Origin of the sequence: Paradevosia shaoguanensis, from assembly GCF_016801025.1 — a bacterium.
Taxonomy (GTDB): domain Bacteria; phylum Pseudomonadota; class Alphaproteobacteria; order Rhizobiales; family Devosiaceae; genus Paradevosia; species Paradevosia shaoguanensis.
Genome location: NZ_CP068983.1, coordinates 1565062 through 1589008, shown reverse-complemented (window position 1 = coordinate 1589008; position 23947 = coordinate 1565062). Strand labels below are relative to the sequence as shown.

At 64.4% G+C, this 23947-nt stretch carries 22 protein-coding genes, 1 tRNA gene and 2 pseudogenes; 6 read left to right on the top strand and 19 right to left on the bottom strand.

Annotated elements, in window-relative coordinates:
* Positions 1-49: 49 nt before the first annotated feature.
* The 6 genes and pseudogenes from JNE37_RS07465 to JNE37_RS07440 form a co-directional block, all read right to left on the bottom strand.
* A complete protein-coding gene (locus JNE37_RS07465; protein WP_203065818.1) occupies positions 50-598 on the bottom strand; it encodes a hypothetical protein in 549 nt (182 codons plus the stop codon).
* 361 nt (positions 599-959) lie between these two features.
* Positions 960-1316: pseudogene (locus tag JNE37_RS07460) on the bottom strand (DUF2958 domain-containing protein); the annotation flags it as partial.
* Positions 1313-2275 (bottom strand): ArdC family protein, encoded by a 963-nt coding sequence (locus JNE37_RS07455; RefSeq protein WP_203065817.1) that lies wholly within the window; start codon positions 2273-2275, stop codon positions 1313-1315. The pseudogene JNE37_RS07460 and the gene JNE37_RS07455, both read right to left, overlap by 4 nt.
* Before the next feature lie 418 nt (positions 2276-2693).
* Positions 2694-2770: transfer RNA gene (locus JNE37_RS07450), tRNA-Arg, on the bottom strand.
* Positions 2771-3045: 275 nt separating this feature from the next.
* Entirely contained in the window at positions 3046-3717 is a 672-nt protein-coding gene (locus JNE37_RS07445) for an RluA family pseudouridine synthase (protein ID WP_203065816.1), read from the bottom strand.
* Between the two features lie 43 nt (positions 3718-3760).
* On the bottom strand, positions 3761-4321 hold the full coding sequence (locus tag JNE37_RS07440) for a glyoxalase superfamily protein (RefSeq protein ID WP_203065815.1): 561 nt from the start codon (positions 4319-4321) through the stop codon (positions 3761-3763).
* Between the two features lie 443 nt (positions 4322-4764).
* Here JNE37_RS07440 and JNE37_RS07435 point away from each other — a divergent pair.
* A pseudogene (locus JNE37_RS07435) lies at positions 4765-5187 on the top strand (transglycosylase SLT domain-containing protein); the annotation flags it as partial.
* 112 nt (positions 5188-5299) lie between these two features.
* Positions 5300-6016: an aquaporin Z gene (gene aqpZ, locus JNE37_RS07430; protein WP_052015012.1), complete on the top strand. Its 717-nt coding sequence runs from the start codon at positions 5300-5302 to the stop codon at positions 6014-6016.
* 768 nt (positions 6017-6784) lie between these two features.
* Here aqpZ and JNE37_RS07425 read toward each other — a convergent pair.
* The 8 genes from JNE37_RS07425 to JNE37_RS07390 form a co-directional block, all read right to left on the bottom strand.
* Positions 6785-7765 carry a type II secretion system F family protein gene (locus JNE37_RS07425; RefSeq protein ID WP_203065814.1) on the bottom strand — a complete coding sequence of 327 codons (981 nt, stop codon included), beginning with the start codon at positions 7763-7765 and terminating at the stop codon, positions 6785-6787.
* A gap of 2 nt (positions 7766-7767) precedes the next feature.
* Positions 7768-8745 carry a type II secretion system F family protein gene (locus tag JNE37_RS07420; protein ID WP_203065813.1) on the bottom strand — a complete coding sequence of 326 codons (978 nt, stop codon included), beginning with the start codon at positions 8743-8745 and terminating at the stop codon, positions 7768-7770.
* 11 nt (positions 8746-8756) lie between these two features.
* Positions 8757-10241: a TadA family conjugal transfer-associated ATPase gene (locus JNE37_RS07415; protein WP_203065812.1), complete on the bottom strand. Its 1485-nt coding sequence runs from the start codon at positions 10239-10241 to the stop codon at positions 8757-8759.
* 9 nt (positions 10242-10250) lie between these two features.
* A complete protein-coding gene (locus JNE37_RS07410; RefSeq protein WP_035092676.1) occupies positions 10251-11534 on the bottom strand; it encodes a CpaE/TadZ family protein in 1284 nt (427 codons plus the stop codon).
* Between the two features lie 24 nt (positions 11535-11558).
* Positions 11559-12950, bottom strand: coding sequence for a type II and III secretion system protein family protein (locus JNE37_RS07405; RefSeq protein WP_052152353.1), 1392 nt, complete (start codon positions 12948-12950; stop codon positions 11559-11561).
* 47 nt (positions 12951-12997) lie between these two features.
* Positions 12998-13843 carry a Flp pilus assembly protein CpaB gene (gene cpaB / locus JNE37_RS07400; protein ID WP_081840395.1) on the bottom strand — a complete coding sequence of 282 codons (846 nt, stop codon included), beginning with the start codon at positions 13841-13843 and terminating at the stop codon, positions 12998-13000.
* A 126-nt stretch (positions 13844-13969) separates the two neighbouring features.
* The gene (locus tag JNE37_RS07395; protein ID WP_203066346.1) at positions 13970-14434 is read right to left on the bottom strand and encodes an A24 family peptidase; all 465 of its coding nucleotides are present in this window, start codon (positions 14432-14434) and stop codon (positions 13970-13972) included.
* A gap of 153 nt (positions 14435-14587) precedes the next feature.
* Positions 14588-14767, bottom strand: coding sequence for a Flp family type IVb pilin (locus JNE37_RS07390; RefSeq protein WP_035029590.1), 180 nt, complete (start codon positions 14765-14767; stop codon positions 14588-14590).
* A gap of 354 nt (positions 14768-15121) precedes the next feature.
* Here JNE37_RS07390 and JNE37_RS07385 point away from each other — a divergent pair, with 354 nt between their 5' ends.
* The 4 genes from JNE37_RS07385 to JNE37_RS07370 all read left to right on the top strand — a co-directional run bounded on the left by JNE37_RS07385 (position 15122) and on the right by JNE37_RS07370 (position 17488).
* Positions 15122-15571, top strand: a complete 450-nt coding sequence (locus tag JNE37_RS07385; RefSeq protein ID WP_035029588.1) for a pilus assembly protein N-terminal domain-containing protein — start codon at positions 15122-15124, stop codon at positions 15569-15571.
* 108 nt (positions 15572-15679) lie between these two features.
* Entirely contained in the window at positions 15680-16243 is a 564-nt protein-coding gene (locus JNE37_RS07380; protein ID WP_035029586.1) for a TadE/TadG family type IV pilus assembly protein, read from the top strand.
* Complete coding sequence (locus JNE37_RS07375) at positions 16240-16800, top strand: TadE/TadG family type IV pilus assembly protein (RefSeq protein WP_203065811.1); 561 nt, start codon at positions 16240-16242, stop codon at positions 16798-16800. The genes JNE37_RS07380 and JNE37_RS07375 overlap by 4 nt, the downstream gene beginning before the upstream one ends.
* Before the next feature lie 67 nt (positions 16801-16867).
* Positions 16868-17488: an HAD family hydrolase gene (locus tag JNE37_RS07370; RefSeq protein WP_035029584.1), complete on the top strand. Its 621-nt coding sequence runs from the start codon at positions 16868-16870 to the stop codon at positions 17486-17488.
* Between the two features lie 285 nt (positions 17489-17773).
* On the opposite strand, the gene upp is transcribed toward JNE37_RS07370, so the two are convergent.
* The 5 genes from upp to JNE37_RS07345 form a co-directional block, all read right to left on the bottom strand.
* Complete coding sequence (gene upp / locus JNE37_RS07365; RefSeq protein WP_035029582.1) at positions 17774-18403, bottom strand: uracil phosphoribosyltransferase; 630 nt, start codon at positions 18401-18403, stop codon at positions 17774-17776.
* Between the two features lie 13 nt (positions 18404-18416).
* Entirely contained in the window at positions 18417-19634 is a 1218-nt protein-coding gene (locus JNE37_RS07360; RefSeq protein ID WP_203065810.1) for a phosphopentomutase, read from the bottom strand.
* On the bottom strand, positions 19634-20959 hold the full coding sequence (gene deoA, locus JNE37_RS07355) for a thymidine phosphorylase (RefSeq protein ID WP_203065809.1): 1326 nt from the start codon (positions 20957-20959) through the stop codon (positions 19634-19636). The genes JNE37_RS07360 and deoA overlap by 1 nt, the downstream gene beginning before the upstream one ends.
* Positions 20956-21411, bottom strand: coding sequence for an endonuclease domain-containing protein (locus JNE37_RS07350; RefSeq protein ID WP_246513569.1), 456 nt, complete (start codon positions 21409-21411; stop codon positions 20956-20958). The genes deoA and JNE37_RS07350 overlap by 4 nt, the downstream gene beginning before the upstream one ends.
* A 129-nt stretch (positions 21412-21540) precedes the next feature.
* Entirely contained in the window at positions 21541-23913 is a 2373-nt protein-coding gene (locus JNE37_RS07345) for an aldehyde dehydrogenase family protein (RefSeq protein WP_203065807.1), read from the bottom strand.
* Positions 23914-23947: the final 34 nt, after the last annotated feature.

Here is a 23947-nt window from a genome sequence, read left to right as displayed (position 1 = left end):
GACATGGCCCGGCGTATGGCCGAGCCGAATAGAACGGAATGGGTGAAGCTCAGGCGGCCTGCGGCAGACGGAGCAGATCGGCTGCGGCTTCGCGCCAGCTGGGATCGACCAACCGGGCTTCCAGCGCAGCGGCGCGGTAACGCAATCGTCTCGCCTCGGCGGGATCTGATGTCCGAAACGCCGTGCCGCGCAGGCTACTGGCCTCGGTCACAATCCTGCTTGCCTCGGCATCGGATGCGACTGGCTGTTGCCAGAGGATAATGCCGGCGCGGATTTCACCGGCGAGGACGAGGCGCTGATCTCGGTCCTGAATGAGCATGATGTGCGGCTGAAAATACGGGAAGCTGTCCGGCCCCGTACAAATATCTCCGCGCGACAAGCGCAAGGCTGCGGCCTGTATGGCCTCTTCCGGTGACGGGCATTCGCCAAGCGGGATCATGCGGTCGAAAGTGCTCGCCGCGTCACTGGCGTCATAGCTGGCGACGCCGAGGCACGAGATGCGCAGCGGCAGCTTTTGCGACCGATAAAGCGCGGGCAGAACATCGGCAGCCAGAATATGACCGATAGAACGGAAGGTTTCGGAACGGGCAAAGGTCATCGGGATGACTCCATGACGGGCGCCGGTGAGCCTCTCTCTCCGACCCTCAACCCGTCACTGCCGAACGGCCCGCACTCTTCCTCTCTGACCGGGGCGCGCCCCGGTTCCGCTGCTGGCGATGGGCAACCATCGCAAAGCTGAAGGCCCGAAGCGCGGGCTGCCGCGTTCGGGCCGTCGAGGATGAGGCGCTTTCGCGCCTTACTCCCACGGGTCCAGCTCCAGCTTCACCATGTCGTCGTCGCCGTCGAACTCGGCGGCGGGGCAAGCGGCGTGGGTGCCGTCTCCAGCCTGGAACACAACGATCGAAACCATCAGCGTGGCGGCAAGGCTGGCGGCGAAGGCGGTGGCATCTGCATAGGACAAAGCTCGCGCCGACGCGGTAGAGCAGACGCTCGGCGGCGCGGATGCTGCCAGTCTCGCGGGCGGCCTCGGCCCAGACCGAGATCGGGAAATCGCCGGTAAACAGCAGATCGCGCTCGATGCCCATGCCGAAGGGCAGCCGGACTGACTGCATCTCGCCAAGGCTCCACGAACCCAGTTCGGGATGGCCGAGATCCGCCAGGCCGAACATGATGTCGTCATCCTCATCCAGTTCGGTAGCGAGCCAGACGCCTTCACCGATGGGATTGAAGAACTTCACGACCGGGATGTGATCCTGATCGCGCTGGCGACCATTCGCCAGCAGACGGTCTCGCTGTGCGCCGGTCAGGAGGATCATGCCGCAGCCCTCCGGTCGGTTTCGCTCGCATCCGGCTCCCCGGTGTCCTCGGCAGGCAGATACGACAGCAGCCAGTCCGCCGCCTTGCTGGCCTGCGAGGCCGCGCGGACAATGGCGCGGGAATCCTCGCGCATGACCTCCAACCACGACCCGATATAATCGGCATGGCGGACGGTCGGCACGATCCCGAGCGCGGCGCAACTGAAAGCTGCAGCCTGTTCGGCAATCATCTCCTCGAAAGCGTATTTCTTCGAGCCGAACGAGCCGGTCAGATCGCGGTTGAGACGGCTGTGATGGCCGCTGGCGTGCCCTAGCTCGTGCAGGGCCGTCCGGTGCCAGTTGATCGGCTCGAAATAGGCTTGCGGAGGCGGCACCTGCACATAGTCGAGGGACGGCATATAGAAGGCGCGATTACCACCGATACGGAAGTCGATGCCGGTGGCCCGGATTAGCGCCTCGACCCGAGGCTCTATCAGGCCCGGCGGCGGTGGCGGCGTGACTGCCGTGATCTCATCGGGCAGGCCATCGCATTGCGCGGCATTGAAGACCGTGAACCGCTTCAGGAACGGAATGGCATGCGCATCCTCACCGGTCTCGCGGGCACGGCGCTTTTCGTCCTCGGGGGTGAAACGGTCGGCATAAACGACAGTGGTGCCGCGCTCGCCCTTCCTGACATTTCCGCCGAGCGAAAGCGCCTGGCGGAAAGTCAGCCACGATTGACCAGGGTAACCATGCTGGATGACAGCGCCCCAGAGGATCAGGATATTGATGCCGGAATAGGACCGGCCGGTTGACGCATTTCTCGGCAGGCCCAGCGGGGCGGTATCGGGCGATGCACCCCAAGGCTGGACCCAGGGCAGACGCCCTTGCTCCAACTCGGCGATGATCTTGCTGGTGATGTCGTCGTAAAGGCTGCTGCGCGCGCCACCGTCAGCGGGGCTGCAATCGTGTCTGGCCATCGGGATGATCTCCGCGACGGGCGCCGGAAGCCTCTCTTCCAGCCCTCAACCCGTCACGGAAAACCCGTCCGCACTCTCACTCTCAAGGGGGCGTTGCGGGGTCTCCCCGCTGATGGGGGTGCGTCGGCAACGCCAGTGCCGACCAGGGGGAAGGCTTTCCCCATATCTGGCCTCTGTCCGAGCGTGGAGCCTCACAAGACCCACTGGTGGCTACTGGTCTGGCTTACAAAGGCGTGCAGCCGTAATCGCGAACACAATGGCTGCCGAGGTGCTCGCCTGAGATGAAGGTAGAGCAGAATCAGGCACAAGATATTGTTATAGAAAGATAAATGAGTGTCCCTGCTTACGTGGATTCGCCGCGTAAGCAGCATCTCTTAAAAAGAGAGATCCGGTAATACTTTGATTTTTATGGAGAAAATGGCGCACCCGAGAGGATTCGAACCTCTGGCCTCCGCCTTCGGAGGGCGGCGCTCTATCCAGCTGAGCTACGGGTGCATACCGTTCGCGAGGTGCTTACGTCATGCTTACGCGAGTTTTTTGGCTTCTTGAAGAGCAAACCCGATATTCGCCCAAGCCATTGTTAAATCAGTACCTTTTTCCAACACCTTCAGCCTTCGCCGGACTTGACTACCGCCTTCGGAGGGCAGCGCTCTATCCAGCTGAGCTACGGGTGCATCTGGATGCCGCGGGGAGCGGCTGAATTGGGCGCAAACTATAGAATGCGATTGCGTTCGGCAACTGGTCGCATCCGGTTTTCGGGGGATGCGTGATCAGAAGGGGCAGGGGATGACGAATTCCATCCGGGCGCCCGAGCGCGGATGGGTGAAGCCGAGCATTTCTGCGTGGAGCTGGAGGCGGTCGGCGGCGGCGAGGGCTTCCTCGGGGGCGTAGAAGGGATCGCCGACGATCGGATGCCCCAGGCTGAGCATGTGGACGCGCAACTGGTGCGTGCGGCCGGTGATCGGCATCAGCTTGACGCGGGTGATGTTGCCTTCGCGCGAAAGGACTTCCCAATCCGTCTGCGAGGGGCGGCCGTTTTCGAAATCGACGCGCTGGCGCGGCTTGCGCTCCCAGTCGGTGGCGAGCGGCAGGTCGACGCGCCCACGGTCTTCTTCAAGCAGGCCCCAGAGGCGCGCTTCGTAGAACTTTTCGGTCTGCCGCTTCTCGAACTGGATGCCGATGCGGCCGTGTGCCCATTTGTTGAGGGCCATCACCACGACGCCCGAGGTGTCCTTGTCGAGCCGGTGGATGGTCGAGGCCGTGGGGTAACGCTCGCGGGCGCGGCTCTCGAGGCAATCCTTGAGCTCTTCGGGCTTGCCCGGAACGGAAAGCAGGCCCGAGGGCTTGTCGAGGACGATGATGTCCTCGTCCTCATGGATCACCGTCAGATACGGCTCCATGGGGGGCGTGTAGATATATTGGTTGGGCAGCTCCTGCGTCATGGCCCGCGTCTTAGCAGAGACGGGCCGCCGGCAACACCCCGGCTCAGGAAGTGCTGCCCCGCTCGTGGAAGCGGAGCCGGTTGCCGAAGGGATCGGGAATCTCGAAGCCTTTGTCGGTCTCGCCCGGCCCCTGATCGATGCCGGGCCGGAGCGGATAGGTCTTGCTGCGCAGTTCGGCGTGAAAGGCGAGGAGGTTCTTCATCCAGATGAAGACGGTGGAGCCGGGCGTGGCGTCGCCGTGGTGCTCGGAGAGGTGGAGGACCAAGCCGGCACGCGACACCTGGGCGTAGAGCGGCAAGCCGGGCTCGTACCGATGCTCCCAGTCGACATTCATGCCGAGATAGTCGCGGTAGAACTCATAGGCCTTCTCGACCGAGAAGATCCGGATGATGGGGATGGCGGGCTCGAAGGCCGGCTGGCTGGACCCCGACTGCGGGGGCGGCGCGGCTTCGATCCGGGCGGAGAGAGCGTTCCAGTCGTCGAATTCGAACTGGCCGGCGACCAGCTCGAGCGCCTCGCTGTGGGAGATGGCGACCGACAGGCGCTTTTCGAGGCCGGTCCGCAATGACCGCGCCATGGCCTTGGCTTGAAGATAGGTGCGCATGAAGCATCCTTCGTGTCGCGAACGGTTTCGTCAGTGCTTGCATTGCCGACTCGTTCGCGAACGCGAAAGGATCGAGGGGGAGTTTTCTTGATACGGTTCACCATGCCGGTAATGGCGCAAGCGGCAGGCTGTATCGGCCTTGGCACGAGAGTAGTTCGGCCGCGCCGACCCAGTCAATCGCGCCGTACTGGCCATTTTCAGTCAAATGTGGCAGAGACCGATCCATTGCCATCAAGGCGCCGCTTTTGAACCATAGTGGCGTTACACTTGGAACTGTTGAGGACGCTCCGCCTTTGCACTCTCGCCTGCGCTTCATCCCGCTCGCAGCAGCGGCTGCCCTGCTTGTTTCCGGATGCTCGATGACGGGCATCAAGTTCGCGCATAGCGGCGCGGGCACGACGAGTGCGCTCGAGGAGACCAGCAAGGTCGCGGCGACCTCCGAAGCTGTAGCGGCGAGCGTGGCCATTGCCGATCCGACGCCGGCGGCCGATGCCCTGGCCTATTCGGCGCCCGGCAATCCGCGGCTCGACGGGCTCATCGCCCAATACGCCACCTATTACCAGGTGCCCGAGGCCCTGGTACGCCGGGTGATCGTGCGCGAGAGCAAGTATAACCCGCAGGCGCGCAACGGCCCCTACTACGGGCTGATGCAGATCCGACACCAGACGGCCCAGACCATGGGCTATTCGGGCTCGGCCAATGGCCTGCTCGATGCCGAGACCAACCTCAAATATGCGGTCAAGTATCTGCGCGGCGCTTACTTGGTCGCCCGCGGCAATCCCGACCAGGCGGTCCGCTTTTACGCCAGCGGCTATTACTACGACGCCAAGCGCATGGGCCTGCTCAAGGAGACGGGGCTGCGCTGAGGTTATTCTCGCGGCCTGCCAAGTAGAAAACAGCGGACAACATTTGCCACCGCCTTCTCGCCAAGGCGCGCACTGCTAGATTCAGGCGCGTTTTGCAGAATGGGGGACTTCCATGGCAACTGATTCGACTTCGCGTTTTTCTACACGGCGTCTGGGCGCCGAACTTCTCGGCACGTTCTGGCTGGTTCTCGGTGGTTGCGGCGCCGCCGTTATTTCCGCGACCTTCCCGCAATTCGGTATCGGCTTCCTCGGCGTGGCGCTGGCCTTTGGCCTGACCGTGCTCACCGGCGTCTATGCGCTGGGCCCGATCTCGGGCGGCCATTTCAACCCGGCGGTAACGCTCGGGCTGGCCGTGGCGGGGCGCTTCTCCTGGGGTGACGTCATTCCCTATTGGGTCGCCCAGGTCGTGGGCGGGCTGCTGGCGGCGCTCGTGCTTTATGTCGTGGCCTCCAACGTCGCCGGCTTTACCGGCGTCGGCGGCTTCGCCTCCAACGGGTTCGACGCGAACTCGCCGGGCGGCTACACCATGGTGGCGGCGCTGGTCATCGAGATCGTGCTGACGGGCATGTTCGTCATCGTGATCCTGGGCGCGACCAGCCCGGCGGCACCGGCCGGCTTTGCCGGCATCGCCATCGGCCTGGCGCTGACGCTCATCCACCTGATCTCGATCCCGGTGACCAATACCTCGGTCAATCCGGCACGCTCGACCGCCGTGGCCTTCTTCGCCCAGAACGGCGCGTCGGGCCAGCTCTGGCTCTTCTGGGTCGCTCCGCTCATCGGCGGCGCGCTCGGCGCCCTCGTCTGGCGCGGGCTGTTCGGTCGCGATTGATGACCTCAGCCGGTCGGGCTCTGCCCGGCCGGCCCACCCCGTGGATAAGTCGACCGGTGGAGGCCGGCCGGCGAGCGGGGATAGGCGACGGCTCTGGGTTACCAGCGGCGATCCGACCGGCCTCGTGAAATGTTTCACGGACGTTTTGCGGTTTTTTGGGTGTTTTTGGCACGCGGCCTTGAGCTAACTATTTGATACGTAAGCAGTATTCAGGCCAGCGGGTCGGCAAATCGTTAAATTTTGACTCAATTTCGGGCATTGTTTGGTGATTCCGCGCGAGTTTTCGCGGGAAAGACGGGCATCCTTGCCAATCTTTTTCGGGGTCCCTCTCCTTGCTGGTGGCCGGGCAACCGGTGTGCGCGGGAGCTGTCGAACCACCAGTGTAATCCCGTGTCGGGCGAGGGGGGGAAGTTTGGCGCGCAAGCGCTGACTGTGTCGCCGCGCGGCATCCATGGCCCGGCTTTCGCCGGAAAAGTGGCTGTGGGGTCAAGGCAACCCCTAGGGTCCGTACTCAATTGCACCGGTAGATGAGGTTGCGATGGCCGCCCCTCCACCGGACTTCCCCGGACTTGATCCGGGGCCCATTGCCATTCTCCACTCGAGTGGAGGAATCCGTGGGCCCCGGCTCTGCGGCCGGGGAAGTTCAGTGGGTGGGGCGCGGCAGACGGACAGCGCTTCCGTTGGAATCTGTCGGATGAGGAGATAGCGCTCTGGGGCGCCGGGACTTATTGAGTACGAACCCTATGTTTCCGCGCTGCGTGACGCGGGTCAGACAGTGGCGAACACCTTGATCATCGCGGGGGCGATGATGACGATGAAGAGCACCGGCAGGAAGAAGAGGATGAGCGGCACGGTGAGCTTGGGCGGCAGGGCTGCGGCCTTCTTTTCGGCCTCGTTCATGCGCAGCTCGCGGCCTTCCTCGGCCATCACGCGCAGGGCCTGACCCACGGAGGTGCCGTAGCGGTCGGCCTGGATCAGGGCGGTCATCACCGAACGGACGCCGTCGATGCCGGTCCGCTTGCCCAGGTTTTCATAGGCGCGGCCGCGATCTTCGAGGAAGGAGAGTTCGGCGGTGGTGAGGGTCAGCTCTTCGGCGAGCTCGACGCTCTGCTGGCCGATTTCCTTGGCCACGCGCTTGAAGGCGTGCTCCACCGACATGCCCGATTCAACGCAGAGCAGCATGAGATCGAGGCAATCCGGCCAGGCACGGCGGATCGAGGTCTGCCGCTTGGTGGTCGTGTTCTTGAGCATCAGCACCGGCAGGTAGGAGCCGATAATGCCGATGCCCACGGCAATGGCCGCGTTGAAATAGAGCGGATTGTCCTTCATGACCAGCGTCAGGTAGGCGAAGGCCAGGACGAGGAGGATGAAGGGCGTGACGAAGCGCATGAAGACATAGGTTGTCAGGTGTCCCTGGCCTCGATAGCCGGCCCGGGCCAGCGCGCCGGCGGTGTTTTCGTCCACGAACGCCTTGTGCAGCGAGAAGCGGTCGACCACCCGCTTCATGTAATCCTTGCTGCCTTCGCTGCGCATGCTCTGCCGGCCGCTATCGCTGTTGCCGCGCAGGCGGGCCATTTCCTCGGCGCGCATCTTTTCGCGTTCGAGCGCGACGCGCTTGATGCGCTCCTTCATGCCCGTGCGACCGATGAACTGGGAGCCGAAGGTAAAGACGACGGCCGCCGCCGAGATGGCGGCGAGCGCTGCGATGAGGAAGTTGCGGTCGGTGAGTAGCCGGATGATGGTGTCCATGCTCAGAACTCGAACTGGACCATGCGGTACATGACGAAGACGCCCATCGAGAGCATGGCCGCGGCGACGCCGAGCCAGAGCATGCCGATGGTGCTGGTGACCAGCGGCGCCAGGTAGGTCGGGCTGGTGAGGCTGACGAGGATCGCAACCACGAACGGCAGCGAGCCGATAATGCCGGCCGAAGCCTTGGCTTCCGAGGACATGGCCTTGACCTTGGCCTTCATCTTCTTGCGGTTGCGCAGCACGCGCGAGAGGTTGGTAAGCGCTTCCGAGAGGTTGCCGCCCGCCTGCTGCTGCACGGTGATGACGACGATGAAGAAGTTGACCTCGGGCACCGGCACGCGCTCATAGAGCGTCACGATCGCCTCGGCCATGGTCTTGCCCACGGCCTGCTGGTCGAGCACGCGCTGGAACTCGGACTTGAGCGGTTCCTTGGATTCCTTGGCGACGACGCGCATGGAATCGTTGAGCGGCAGGCCGGACTTGACGCCACGCACGATGGCTTCCACGGCATTGGGCAACTCGTCGAGGAACTTGTTCTGGAACGACTTGCGGCGCTGGCCGACATAGATCTTGGGGAAGAGGTAGCCGCTCGCCCCGCCGAAGACGAGCGCGAAAAGCAGCGGCACCTGCAGCAGCAGGGCGAGAAGGAAGATGGCCACGCCCAGGATCACCGAATTTCGGATGAACCCGGCCGGCTTGATCTTCATGCCCGCCTGGTAGAGCTGGGCCGGCAGCGGTACGCGCTTCTTGCGTTCGTTGAGCGCCTCGGTCTGGCCCTTGAGGGCAGCCTGTACCTGCTTGCGGCGATCGGCGCGCGCCCGTTCGGCATGCGCCTCGCGACGATTGACCTGGATATTACCCTGCAGCGCCTTGCGGCGCTTGTCGGCGCGGTTGCCGTTGAGGAGCGAAGGCACGAAGGCAAAGCCGAGCGTGCCGATCGATATGGCCGCCAGGATCAGGAGGACGAGCGGGTTCACCTTGCGGCTCCTCAGGTTTCGAGCAGCGCGTGCTGCTCGACATTGGACCGCTCGAGGGCTTCCACGAGATTGGCTTCCTCGTTGAAATAGCGGGCGCGTTCGGAAAAGTTCGGCTTGGTGATGCCGGTGGAGCGGTGACGGCCGATGAGCTGGCCGTTCGAATCCTCGCCCAGGATGTCGTAGACGAAGATGTCCTGGGTGACGATGACGTCGCCTTCCATGCCCAGCACTTCGGAAATGTGGGTGATGCGGCGCGAGCCGTCGCGCAGGCGCGCGGCCTGGACGATCACGTCGATTGAGGAGGTGATCATTTCGCGGATGGTACGGCTGGGTAGGGAATAGCCGCCCATGGTGATCATCGATTCCAGACGCGAAAGCGCCTCGCGCGGGCTGTTGGCGTGGAGCGTGCCCATCGAGCCGTCGTGGCCCGTATTCATGGCCTGGAGCAGGTCGAAGGCTTCCGGTCCGCGCACTTCGCCCACGATGATGCGTTCCGGACGCATGCGCAGGCAGTTCTTGACGAGGTCGCGCATGGTGATCTCGCCTTCGCCCTCAAGGTTGGGCGGGCGGGTTTCGAGGCGGACCACGTGCGGCTGCTGGAGCTGGAGTTCGGCCGAGTCTTCGCACGTGATGACGCGCTCGTCGCGCTCAATGAAGGCGGTGAGGCAGTTGAGGAGCGTGGTCTTGCCCGAGCCGGTACCACCCGAGATCAGCACATTGGCGCGGACGCGGCCGAGAATGCGCAGCACCTCGGCGCCTTCTGGCGAGATCGAGGCGTATTTGACCAGCTGCTGGAGGGTCAGCTTGTCCTTCTTGAACTTACGGATAGTGAGCGCGGCGCCATCGATCGAGAGAGGCGGGGCGATGACGTTGACGCGCGAGCCATCTGGAAGGCGGGCGTCGCAGATCGGCGAGCTTTCATCGACACGGCGGCCGACCTGGCTGACGATGCGCTGGCAAACGTTCATGAGGTGGGAATCGTCGCGGAAGCGGACATTGGTGAGCTTCACCTTGCCGCCCACTTCGATGTAGCACTTCTGGGACCCGTTCACCATGATATCGGCGATGTCGTCGCGCGCCAGGAGCGGCTCGAGGGGCCCATAGCCGAGCACGTCGTTGCAGATGTCCTCGAGCAGGTCCTCCTGCTCGGAAATCGACATGACGATGGACTTGAGCGCGATGATTTCGGCGACGATGTCGCGGATTTCCTCGCGCGCCGCTTCCTGCTCCATGGTGGCGAGCTGGGAGAGATCGATGGAATCGATCAGCGCGTTAAAGATCGCCGACTTGGTCTGGAAATAGTCCTTGTCGCGCGCCGCCGCCTCGGGGCTGCGCACGTCGATGATTTCGTCATTGCCGCGCCGCGCCGGTTCGGGCGTGCGGACCGCCTGCTCGACGCGGGCGGCGGCGACGGTCGGGGCGGGGATGGGCGCGGGGCGCGGGGCTGGTGCCGCTCCCGGTGTGTTGCCGCCGAATGTGGTGCGTTTCCCGAACATGGATGCCGCCTAGCCGGCCTTCCGGCGCATGGAGAACAGGGACGAGAGCTTGAGGCTCGAAGCTTTCCCCGCCGCCTCGGGCGCCGTGCGCCCGGTGACGTGGAGGCCGATGGCCCGGTAGATGTCGTTGATCTTGCTGGAGGCCGAGACCTCCGCGATCATCTGCCCGTTATTGGCGGCGGTGCCGAAGAGCGCCGCATCGAAGGGGATCTGGCCCAGAAGCTTGCAGTCGACCGAATCGGCGAACTCGGCCGCGCCGATCTCGGGCCGCTTGGGCAGCGCCACCTTGTTGACCACCAGGCTCGGCTTGCTCTCGGTAGGCCGCAGCGCCTTGATGGTGTCGGCCAGGTTCTTGGCATTGCGCAGGTTCGCCAGGTCCGGCTCGGCCACGATCACGATCTCGTCGACCGTGGCCAGCGTATGGCGGATCCAGGCCGTCCAGACATGGGGCAGGTCGAGGATGACGACGGGCGTCGACTTCTGGCTCATCTCGACGATCTGCTCGAAATCGCGCTCGGCGAAATCGGCGGTGCGGTCGAGCGTGGCGGGTGCCGTCAGGAGGTTGATATGGCTCGCGGCCTTGGAAACCAGCCGGTCGAGCATGGTCTGGTCGACCTTGTCGTTGGCGGCGAGGGCATCGACGATGCCGTTGGGCGGGTCCTGGTTGAAGTTGAGCCCGGCCGTGCCGAAGGGCAGGTCCATGTCGAGGATGAGGACGTTCTGCCGCAAGGTCTGGGAGATCGCCCAGGAAACGTTGTGCGCGATGGTCGAGGCCCCGGCCCCGCCCTTGGCGGCGATGAAGGCGACGCTGCGCCCGATCGGCGCGGCGCCATCGGCCACGTAGATGTCGCTGATCGCCGAGACCAGCGACTGCGCATTGGCCGGCAACACGAGATATTCGGAAACGCCGGCGCGGATGAGCTCGCGATAGAGCACGACGTCATTGACGTGCCCGAGCACGATGAGGCGCGTCGAGGCATCGCAGACTTCGGCCAGCCGCTCGAGCGAGGCCATGATCTCGTCGCGCCCGCCGCCGGTCTCGACGATGATGAGATTGGGCGTGGGGTTGGAGCGATAGGTCTCGACCGCGCCTTCGATGCCGCCGTTATGGGTGGTCAGCGCCACCTTGGACATGCGCCGGTCATGCACCGCCGATTCCACCAGCTGCGCCGTCTGGGAATGCTCGCAGAAGGCCTGGATGGTGATGCGCGGAATGAGCCGGGCGCCGCTGGCGATCTCGGCGGCCGCCGAATTGTCCTCGCTCGGCTTGGGATCGTTGTTGAGGAAACTCATGCCATTAACCCTTGAACGCCAGACTCAATTGAGGACGAAGCCAACCGACCCCTGGAAACCGCCGCGCATGCCGGCCGGGCCTTCGCCGACGCCGTAGAGCTTTTCCATGTGGCCGAGGAACACCGCCTCCGCATCGCCCGCCACCACGTAATTGTCGGTCGGCAGCGGCGGCGGATTGCTCGTTGCCTGCGCCAGGTAGGGCGTGACGAGGATCACCAGTTCGGTCTGCGAGTGGAGGAAGTCACGGGAGCGGAAGAGCGCGCCCAGGATCGGGATATTGCCCAGGCCCGGGAAGGCGTTGACCTGCTGGCGCAGCTGATCCTGGATCAGGCCGCCAATGGCGAGGGTCGTGCCCGTGGGGAGCTCGACCGAGGTCTTCGCCTGCCGCTCCTTGGTGGCCGGGATGGTGACGCCGGCAATCGAATAGCTGCCTTCCGAGGTCGGCTCGGAGACTGAGGTATCCACGACAAGGCCGACAATGCCGTTCGACTTGACGGTCGGGGTGAACTTGAGCTGCACGCCGAACTTCTTGAAGGTGTAGGTCACCTTGCCGTCCTGGACGTCGGTCGGCACCGGGAATTCGCCGCCGGCAAGGAATTCGGCTTCCTGGCCGGAAATGGCGGTGAGGGTCGGCTCGGCCAGCGTGCGCAGCGCGCCGCGCCGTTCGAGGGCGCGCAGCGTGGCGTCGATCGAGATCGGGCCGGCGGCGAGCTTGACGCCCAGCGTGCCGGTCGGCGTCGTGCTGCTGGCGCCGCCAAGGCCCGGCGAATTGATGAGGCCGGTGGTCAGCGCGCCGCTGTTGAGCGTGGCGTTGAGGTTGATGCCGAGCTGCTTGACCGTATCGCGCGAAACTTCGGCGACCGTGACCTTGAGCATGACCTGCTGGCCGCCGCTGACATTGATGACGTTGGCCACCTTGGCCGGATCGCCCGCGAACTGGGTGGCGATGGTCACCGCCTTCTGCACGTCGTCCTGCGAAAGCGCAGTGCCCGAGAGCACGACGCCCTGCCCGAAGGCCTGCACCTGGATGGAGGAGCCGGGAAGGAGCGCCGCCAGGGTCGAGGTGAGCGAGGAGGAATCGTTGCCGACGACGATCTCGACCACCGCGATGCGGCCGCCATTGGCATCGAGGAACATGATGTTGGTCGAGCCGGCGCCCACGCCCTGGATCACCGCGCTCGTCCTGGTGCGCATCATGGCGCTGGCGATACCGGGATTGGAGACGATGACTTCGCTCGCTTCGATCGGCAGATCGATGAGCAGCGACTTGTTGAGCCCGACATTGACGTTCTGCGTCTTGCCGTATTCCGCCGCCGAAACGCGAAGCTGGGAAACCTCACGGGCTTGGGCGAGCGGCGTCAGGGCGAGGGCCGCAAGCAGCGGGAGGGCGAAGGCGAAGGTCTTGAGGGACTTCATGGGGTGCGGCCTGTTCTGGGCGAAATGCGACATGTTCGGTCCGATCGCTACTGCACGCTCGTGGCGGGTTCGCCGCCACCGGCGGCCGATCCGGCCATCACGCTGGCCTTGCTGCCGGCGCGGATGACGCTGATGGCCTGGTTGCGGCGCGTCTCGGTTTCGCCCGAGGCGACGAAATCGACGACCGAGCGCAGGACGAGCGAGAGGCGGCCCGTCGAGGAGGCGTTGATGAGGCTTTCCGACTGCACCGGATCGAGCTCAAGCGTGGCCACGGTCTGGGCATCGAAGGTCTTGGCGGCCGGGTCGTTGGGATCGGGATTGCCTCCCGTCGCCCCGACCTCGCCGAGCCGCTTGCCGATGGCGAGCACCTTGACGTTGGAAAGGATGGTTTCCGAGATTTCCCCGGTATCCATCGAGCGCGTCACGACGACATCGACATGGTCATTGGGGACGATGAAGCCGCCCGAGCCGGATTCGGGGGTCACGGTGACCGAAACGCCGCGCATGCCCGGCGACAGCACGGCCGAGAGGTAGCCCTGGTCGGAGCGCACGAGCTTGGCGTCGCGGATCGGTTCGCCCGTGAAGAATTCGAAGCGCGCCACGGCATTCTTGATGTCGTCGGCGGCGTTGGGGGCGGCGGCGATGGTGAGATATTCCGGGCGCACGGCGCCTTCCGGCCAATCCTGCCATTGTACGGCGTCGGCGGAAAGACGCTCGCCCACGCCGATATCGCGCGTGGCCACCAGGATCTGCGTCTTGGGCTCGGCGATGATTTCGGTCTTGGTCCTGGCCTCTGCAGGCGCGGGAGTGCCACCGCTACCCAGCACGAGGTAGGCAGCCAGCCCGCCCGAGGCGAGCGCCACTGCCAATAGCAGGACCTGCGACCGTTTCATTACCCAACTCCGGTTTCGGCGTCGGGCAACAGCCCGAGCCCCCACCAGCCACTATGGGGTGTAAGGGTCAAAGTTTGGTTAATCGTTGCTTTGCAGGAAGGGTTAACCGGTGGTTACCGCGCCGGTTCAGGCAATGAGCTGCTGGAAGAGCGCGGTATCCGAATAGACGAGGAGCCCGGCCGCGGCGAGCGCGATGCCATAGGGGATACCGGTCTTCTTGTTATGCAGCCGGTCGATCCAGGCGATCCGTTGCAGCGACTTGGGCAGGGGCAGGCGCCGCGCGGAGAGCAGCAGCAGCGTGAGGCCGCCGCCAAGAAGCGCCGCGTAGATCATATAGGGAAGAGTAACGCCGAAGCCGAGCCAGAGCGCAGTCGCCGCCGCCAGCTTGGCATCGCCGCCGCCGATCCAGCCGAAGGCGAAGAAGGCAAAGGCTCCGATCAGCACCACAGTGGCGCAGGCCACATGCATGGCCATTTCATCCAGCGGCATCCGCGTCAGCAGCGCCACGGCGAAGAAAGCCGCCACGATCGCCAGCACGAGCTTGTTGGAAATACGCATCGTCAGCAGGTCCGACGAGGCGGCAAAAGCCATCAGGAGTGGGAAGAGAATGACGATAAACTTGCCGATCACGTTGCGAGTCCCCGAATAGTCCCCGAACTATGCCGCGATCGGCTTAATACTTGCTGAAATGAAAAGAGGGAGCCGAATGGCTCCCTCTCGTTTGGCCGTGGCCGAAAGCTTGCCTTACGGCGTAGCGGCGGGCACGTTGATGGCGTCCTTGATGCCGTTGAAGAGGTCACCCAGGCGGGTGCCCAGCAGGCCTGCAGCGGCAATGATGGCGACAGCGATCAGGGCGGCGATCAGGCCATATTCAATGGCAGTGGCGCCCGACTCGTCCTTCGCAAACTTTGCGATGATGTTCATTTATTGCTCCTAGCTCCCAGTCAGTATGCTGACTTCATGTCCGACGCGTCACACATCGAACTCGCCCCTGACGCTAGGCAGGACTCCTTGAAATTGCGTTAAGTCCTGAGGCAGGACGCCGGGTTTTGCGGCGGCTTACTTTGATGATTTACGGTCGCTAAAAGAATTCGATGCAATTTTACTGTTCGCTCCACAATGTTGTTCTGCATCGCAGAAAAAGAATTCGTTAATGATAGCGGTTAGGCGGCCGCGGTCACTTGCCGCGCGGTCCGGCGGCCTTCTTGGGTGCCTCTTTGCCAATTATTCACCATTCCCGGTAACACTATGGGCAAAATTGGGGAGCCGAGTTCGGCCATGTCGCGTATTACCCTGAGCCTTGCCCTTGTTGCCGTCCTGGCCAGCTCGCTGCCGGTTGCGGCGGTCGATACCGCCACCGCGCCGATCAGCGTCAAGGTCAACATGGCGCGCGTCCTGCGCATCAATTCCCCGGCCTCGACGGTCATCGTCGGCAATCCGGCGGTGGCGGACGTGACCATCCAGGACCCGCTCACGCTGGTGCTCACCGGCAAGTCCTACGGCCAGACCAACCTCATCGTTCTCAATGCGACCGGCAACCCGATCGCCGATACGCTGGTCGAGGTCGTCCAGGACCAGGCGAACCTCGTAACGGTCTTCAACGCCGGCGCGCGCTTCACCTATGCGTGCCCGAGCAGGTGCGCGCCGACCGTGATGCTGGGCGATTCCACCACCTTCACCGAAGAGCAGACCAAGTCGCTCGGGCTTGTGAAGGGCGTGCAGAATTAGGCATCTGTTAAGGCTGTGTGCGCGCACGCGGCAATCTGCGTGTTTCCACTAACCTTCGATTAAACGGCGAAACGATAGTGTCCCGCCAGCGTACTTGGGCTGGGGGCCATGCGGAAAGACGTCGCCAGATCGACAGAGAGCCTTGGTGCGGGCAAGCGCCCGGCGCTGGCGTTCGCGCGCGATCAACGCGGCGCCACGCTGGTCGAATTCGGCATTCTTGCGCCGATCTTCTTCGTGCTCATCGGGGCGACCCTGGAAACGGGCATCGTGTTTCTCGCCAGCGAGGTGCTCGACAGCGCCGTGCAGGACAGCACGCGCAAGATCCTGACCGGGGAGGCGCAAACCAGCAAGCTGTCGGCGGACGGATTTCGCGGTCTTATCTGCAACGGCCTCTATGGTCTGTTCGACTGTTCGAAGCTGCAGATCAAGGTCGACGTCATCAGTGACTTCAACGCCGCTACGATCACGCCGCCAATCGATCCCGCCAAGCCTGAAGAGTGGAAGCTCGTCCAGTCCTACGATCCCGGCAAGGCGTCCGAGATCGTTCGCGTTCAGGCCTATTACAAATGGCCGACCATCGTGAATCTGGGTGGCTTCAACCTCGCCAATTATTCGGACGGGACGCGCCTGCTCAGCGCCATCCGCGTCTTCAAGAACGAGCCGTTCCAATGATGCGCGTCTTGCGCCGGATGGTTGCGCGTCTTGCCCGCTCCGGAGATGGCGCGGCGGCGGTGGAATTCGCGCTCATCCTGCCTATCCTGCTGCTGCTCTATATCGGCTCGATCGAGGCCAGCCAGCTCATCATCACCGACCGGCGGGTGACCACCGTTGCCGGCACGCTGGGCGACCTCGTTGCGCGCAGCAAGGATTCGATTTCGACGGCGACGCTCAACAATTATTTCGGCGCCGCTTCCTCGACCATGGGACCGACGGCGACCGGTCCGCTCACCCAGGTGGTCTCCCTGCTCGGGGTCGATGCCTCTGGCAATGCCACGGTCAAATGGAGCAAGGCCTACCCGGCCACGGCCACGCCGCGGTTAAAGGACTCGGCATTCGACATGTCGAATTCCCCGCATATGCGCGATCTGGCCAAGGGCAGGGATATTGTGGTGTCCGAGGCCTACTACACCTATCATCCCATGGTGAACCTGGTGTTCAGCGCGGCCATTCCGCTCTCGCGCACCAATTTCTACCTGCCGCGCTTTCCGGGCACCATCAGCTGCTGCTAACCGGCTTGCATGGGTCCTGCCCCCATGCCATAGCCGGGCACCATTCCTCGCATTGCGGATAATTCCCATGACAGATGATACGCTGATCCCCGTCTTCGACCTTGGCGGTGTGTTCGTCGACTGGAACCCGATGTATCTGTTCCGCAAGCTCTTCCCCACCGAGGAAGAGGCGCGCTGGTTTCATGAGAACATCTGCACCAGCGACTGGAATCTCGAATTCGACGCCGGCGACATCTATTCGGAAGGCGTGGCGCGACTCATCACGCGCTTCCCGCGCTATTGGCGCGAAATCCAGGCTTATGACCTGCGCTGGAAGGAAACCTTCAACGGCTTCTTCCAGGGCACGATCGACATCCATGACGAGCTGATCGAAGCCGAGATCCCGACCTTCGCCATCACCAATTTCTCCTGGGAGAAGTGGGTGAGTTGCCTGGGCGAATGGCCGTTCCTCGAAAAGTTCGATGGCGTCGTGGTGTCCGGGCTCGAGCGGCTGGTCAAGCCCGATCCGCGCATCTATCGCCTCTTCTGCGAACGCTACGGCCTCGCCCCGGAAAGCTGCGTCTTCATCGACGACAACGAGGTCAATGTCGTCTCCGCCCGCAAGTTCGGCATGAAGGCGATCCACTTCTCCTCGCCCGAAGCCCTGCGCGCCGAGCTCATCAGCTACGGCTTCCCGCTCAAGGCGTAACCGGCAAGACGAGCCCCGGCTGAGGCCGGGGCCTGGGGTCCGTACGCAATTGCACCGGCAGATGAGGTTGCGATGGCCGCCCCACCCACCGGACTTCCCCGGACCTGATCCGGGGCCCACTGCCGCCCCCCACTCGAGTGGAGGAATCCGTGGGCCCCGGCTCTTCGGCCGGGGAAGTTCAGTGGGTGTGGCGCGGCAGACGGACAGCGCTTCCGTTGGAAGCTGTCGGATGGGGGGATAAGCGCTCTGGGGGCGCCGGGACTTATTGAGTACGGACCCTAGCCCCTATTTCGTGCCGTACATGCGGTCGCCCGCATCGCCCAGGCCGGGCACGATATAGCCCTTTTCATTGAGGTGATCGTCGATCGCGGCGGTGAAGACCGGCACGTCCGGATGCGCCTTGGTGAACTTTTCGACGCCCTCGGGCGCGGCCAGCAGGCACAGGAACCGCAAATTGTTGGCGCCGCGGCGCTTGAGGCGATCGACGGCGGCGATGGCCGAGTTGGCGGTCGCCAGCATCGGGTCAACGACGATGATCAGCCGGTCATCCAGGCTCGACGGAGCCTTGAAGTAATATTCCACCGGCTGCAGGGTTTCGTGGTCGCGGTAGATGCCGATATGGGCGACGCGCGCCGCCGGCACGAGGTCGAGCATGCCTTCGAGCAGGCCATTGCCCGCGCGCAGGATCGAGGCGAAGACCAGCTTCTTGCCCTTGAGCGTGGGCGCCTGCATTTCCTGGATCGGCGTCTCGATCGTCTTCAGCTCGAGCTCAAGGTCGCGCGTGACCTCGTAGCAGAGCAGGTGCGCGATCTCGCGCAACAGCCGCCGGAAGCCGGCGGTTGAGGTCTCCTTGTCCCGCATGATCGTCAACTTGTGCTGGATCAGGGGGTGATCGACTACCGTGACGCTGCTCATCGGGTGTGCGCTTTCAAAGGAATGATCGGCCGTGTTGGCCTGGGGGCAAGCCCAGCCAGCGGGCCGCGCTCTCGCCAATATCGGCGAAGGTTTTGCGAATGCCAATCTCGCCCCGCGACAGGCTTGGGGAAAAGACCATGATCGGCACCTGCTCGCGCGTATGGTCCGAGCCTTTCCAGGTCGGATCGTTGCCGTGGTCGGCCGTGAGGATGAGAAGATCCTGCGGCTGCATCTTGGCGATGATCTCGGGGATGCGGTGATCGAAGGCCTCGAGCGCGCCGGCATAACCGGCCACGTCGCGGCGATGGCCGTATTCCTGGTCGAAATCGACGAAATTGACGAAGATGAGCGCTCCGTCCGCCGCCATTTCCATGGCTTCGAGCGTGCGGTCGAAGAGCGCCATGTTGCCCGTCGCCTTGAGCTTGTGGGTCACGCCATGGCCGGCATAGATGTCGGAAATCTTGCCGATGGCGAAGACCTGCCGACCGGCCTCTTCGGCGCGGTCGAGCAGGGTCGGCTCGGGCGGAGCGATCGCGAAGTCGCGGCGGTTGCCGGTGCGCTTGAAGGTTTCCGCGCTCTCCCCGATGAAGGGCCGTGCGATGACGCGCCCGATGCGCAGCGGCTCGGTGAGTTCGAACGCGATCCTGCAGATGTCGTAGAGCCGGTCGAGCCCGAAATGGCTTTCATGCGCCGCGATCTGGAAGACGCTGTCGACCGAGGTGTAGCAGATGGGCTTGCCAGTGCGGATATGCTCCTCACCCAGCTCGGCGATGATTGTCGTGCCGGAGGCGTGCTTGTTGCCCAATATGCCCGGCAGCCCGGCCCGCTTGACGAATTCGGCGATGAGTTCGGGCGGAAAGGTCGGCTCTTCCTGCGGGAAATAGCCCCAGTCGAAAGGCACCGGCACGCCGGCGATCTCCCAATGGCCCGAGGGCGTATCCTTGCCCTTCGAGACCTCGCGTCCGACGCCGAACCGGCCGCCGGCCGCGATGGCCGAGAGCCCGGGCGGGATCTTGCCCGCAGAGAGCGCCGCGGCGGCGCCCAGGCCGAGGGCATCGAGATTGGGGAGGATGAGCGGGCCCTGCCGCAGGCCCGCGCGATCCGCGCCGCCCTTGGCTGCCGTCTCGGCGATATGGCCGAGCGTATTGGCGCCCTCGTCGCCATAGGCCTCGGCGTCGGGTGCGCCGCCGATGCCGAAGGAATCGAGCACTGCAAGTATCACGCGCGGCATCAGGCATGTCCTCCCGGTAGGATCCGTCCGGCAATCAGGGGATGGGTCTGCGCCGCCTCGCCGAACGAATAGGCGGCAAGGAACCGCCGTTCGGCCTCGGCGAAATCGGCCTCGCTCCGGCAATGGACGCGCCCCAGCGGCTGCCCGCGCGAAACCGTTTCGCCGATCCCGACGATACGGTCATAACCCACCGCGTGATCGATCGTATCGGTCGGCCGCGTGCGGCCCCCGCCAAGGGCGACGACGCCCATGCCGACGCCACGCGTATCGATGGCGGTCACCACGCCGTCGGCGGGCGCGGGGATATCGCGTACGAGTGGCGCGGGGGTGAGATAGCTCGCGAAATTCTCGACGAAATCGGCCGGCCCACCCAGTTCGGCCACCATGATGCCGAAGCGTTCGGCGGCCGCGCCGCTGTCCAGCGCCCGTTCGACCTTCTCACGCGCCGCATCGGCACCGGCCATGCCGGTGATTTCGAGCACGGCGGCGCAGAGCGCCAGTGTGACCTCGCGCAGGCGCGGGTCCTGATGGGTGCCGTCGAGGAATTCGACGGCATTGCGCATTTCGAGCGCATTGCCGGCAGCCGAAGCCAGCGGCTCGTTCATGTCGGTGATGAGCGCCCCAGTCTTGAGGCCGGCCCCGTTCGCCACCGAGACGAGGCTTTCGGCGAGGGCCGTCGATTTTTCGAGCGTCGGCATGAAGGCGCCCGAGCCGGTCTTGACGTCGAGCACCAGCGCGCCGAGCCCGGCGGCCAGTTTCTTGGAGAGGATCGAGGCGGTGATGAGCGAGATGTTCTCGACCGTCGCCGTTACGTCGCGGATGGCATAAAGCGTGCGGTCGGCCGGAGCCAGGTCGTCCGTCTGCCCGATAATGGCGCAGCCTGCGGCCCTGACCGCCTTGCGGAACAATGTGTTGTCGGGGTTGGTGGTGTAGCCGGGAATGGAATCGAACTTGTCGAGCGTGCCGCCGGTATGCCCCAGCCCGCGCCCCGAGATCATCGGCACGAAGACGCCGCAGGCGGCAAGGATCGGGGCGAGCATGAGGGAAACGTTGTCGCCCACCCCGCCGGTCGAATGCTTGTCGGCTACGGGGCCGGGGAGGTCCGACCAGTCGAGCACGGTGCCGCTGTCGCGCATGGCAAGGGTCAGCGCCACGCGTTCATCGAGGCTCATGTCGTTGAAATAGACCGCCATGGCGAAGGCGGCAGCCTGGGCGGGCGAGACGGAGCCATCGACAAGGCCGGAGATGAAACGGGCGATATCGGCCTGGGCGAGGGGGAGGTTATCGCGCTTGCGGGCGATGAATTCCTGGGGGAGGAGGGTCATGGTTTGAGCTTGAGGCTTTCCCCCTCCCTAGCCCTCCCCACACGGGGGAGGGTGGGTGCGGGTTGTGAGAGTTCGGCAGGAGATCCGGATTCGGCGTTTGGAGTGGAGCCGGCAACGCGCTCCACCCTCCCCCTTGTGGGGAGGGCCAGGGAGGGGGTGGCCAGGTATTTGGGACTCTTGGGTCGACCCGCCAGATAGGTCGAAACGACGTCATAGACGCCATCGGGATTGCGCAGGACTTCGAGGTTGGTGAAGCGGAGTACCGTGTAGCCTTCACGCGACAGAAACGCGTCTCGCGCCGCGTCGTGGCGCAGGCCACGATCGTCAAAATGAGTGTCGCCATCGACCTCGATCACGAGCTGGGCGTGATGACAGGCCATGTCGGCATAGTAGGGGCCGATCGGCACCTGCTTGCGGAAATGGTAGCCGCCGGTGCGGAAGGGTTCGAGCATCCGCCACATCCGGCGTTCGGCCGGCGAGGATTGTGATCGGAGAGACTTGGCTCGCTCGATAGACATGACTACCCCACCCCTGCCCCTCCCCGCAGCGGGGAGGGAAACCTGCCGGCTGATCAGAGGCTTTTACGCCCCATACGGCACCCAGACGTTCTTCACCTGCGTTGCCCGTCTCAGGAAATAGTCGCCCTCGAACCTGCCGGTATCGGCGAGGTCGTAGTTGAGGCCGCGGCTGGTCCAGGTTTGCTTGAGGTTGCCGGTGGAGGCCTTCTCGACCATCGTCGAGCCGGCGGCATCGCCGAAATACCACATGGCGTCGACGCCGTCGTGTTCGGCGAGGGTCCTGGCGAGCACGGCGCTGTCGCCGGTGACGATGTTGACCACGCCCGAGGGCACGTCGGAGGTTTCGAGGACCTGGTAGAGGTCGGTCACCGAGAGCGGTGCCTTGTCCGAAGGGACGAGGACGACCGGGTTGCCCATGGCGAGTGCCGGCGCGAGGAGGGCGACCGAGCCGAGGAGCGGGCGCGTGGGCGGAGCGACGATGGCGAGGACGCCGATCGGCTCGACCATGGCGGCGGCGATGGCCCGCAGCGGCGGGTTGTGGACGGCGCCGTCATACTTGTCGGCCCAGCCGGCAAAGGCGAAGAGCCGCTCGACCGCGGCATCGACCTCGGCTTCGCCCTTTTCGCCCGTCTGCTCCCTGATGCGGGCGGCGAATTCGGCGCGGCGATACTGAAGGTTCTCGGCGAGGAAATAGAGCACCTGGCTGCGATTGTGCGCCGAGGCATTGCCCCAGCCGAGCGCGGCCCGTGCCGCCTCGACGGCATTGCGGATGTCCTTGCGGTTGCCGTCGCCGACTTCGCCCACGAGGTTGCCGCCGGGGCCATGGACCGGGCGCGAATAGCCGCTGTCGGGGCGGGCCTGCTTGCCGCCGATATACATCTTGGCGGTCTGGTCGATGCTGTCGCCGCCATCGAGCGGGTTGGCCGGCTTGGCCGGAACGGCCTTGGCGGCCGCTACCGGCTTCAGGTCCTTTTCCCAGGCGGGCTTCATGTATACGCCCATGCCTTCCTTGCCGCCTTCGCGGCCGAACCCGGATTCCTTGTAGCCGCCGAAGCCGACGGCCGCGTCGAAATTGTTGGTGCCGTTGATCCAGACCACGCCCGCCTTGATCTTGGGGGCGATATCGAGGGCGAGATTGATGTTCTCGCTCCAGATCGTGGCGGCGAGCCCGTAGCGGGTGTTGTTGGCCAGCGCCACCGCCTCTTCGGGCGTACGGAAGCTCATGGCCACCAGCACGGGCCCGAAGATTTCCTCGGTCACCACGGTATGGCTCGGGGAGACATTGGTGATGAGCGTCGGCTTGAGGAAGCACCCGCCGCCGGGAATGTCGAAATCGGGCTCGTAGACCTGGGCGCCTTCGGCGGCGCCTTTCTTGACGAGATCGCGCACGCGCTCGACCTGCACCGGCGCCACCAGCGCGCCGATATCGATGGCCTTGTCGAGCGGATCGCCGACCCGCAGGCTCGCCATGCGCTTCTTGAGCTTGGCGATGAAGCGGTCCTCGATCGATTCCTGGATGAGCAGGCGCGAACCCGCGCAGCAGACCTGGCCCTGGTTGAACCAGATGGCATCGACCAGCCCCTCGATGGCGCTGTCGATATCGGCATCCTCGAAGACGATATAGGGGCTCTTGCCGCCCAGCTCGAGCGAGAGGCCCTTGCCGGTGCCGGCCGTGGCGGCGCGGATGGCCTTGCCCACTTCGGTCGAGCCGGTAAAGGCGATCTTGTCGATATCGGGATGGGCGACGATGGCCTGCCCGGTATCGCCGAAGCCGGTGACGATATTGACCACGCCCTTGGGCAGCCCGGCCTTCTCGCAGATCTCGGCGAAGAGGAGGGCGGTGAGCGAGGTGAATTCGGCGGGCTTGAGCACCACGGTATTGCCCGCGGCGAGGGCCGGCGCGATCTTCCAGGCCAGCATCAGCAGCGGAAAGTTCCACGGGATGATCTGGCCGCAGACGCCATAGGGCACCTGGCCGGGGAATTCGCGGTCGCGATGCTGCGCCCAGCCGGCATGGTGGTAGAAATGGCGGGCGACGAGCGGAATGTCGATATCGCGGCTCTCGCGGATCGGCTTGCCGTTGTCGAGGGATTCGAGCACGGCGAAGAGCCGGGAATGCTTCTGCACCAGCCGCGCTATGGCATAGAGATATTTTGCCCGTTCGTAGCCGGAAAGCGCCGACCACGACTTGAACGCGGCGCGTGCGGCCTTGACCGCCTTGTCCACGTCCTCGGCGGTGCCTTCGCTGACCTGCGCCAGGCTCTGGCCATTGGCCGGGTTGTCCGACGAGAAGGTCTTGCCCGGCTTGGTCCAGGCGCCATTGATGAAATGGCCGAATATGCCGTCATGGGCCTTGAGCCAATCGAGCGCGGGCTGCGCGCTTTCAGGCGCCGGGCCGTATTCGAGGGTTTCAAAGATCTGCGCGATTTTGTTCATCTTCCTGTCCCGCACTCGAGGCGGGGTCCCTCAG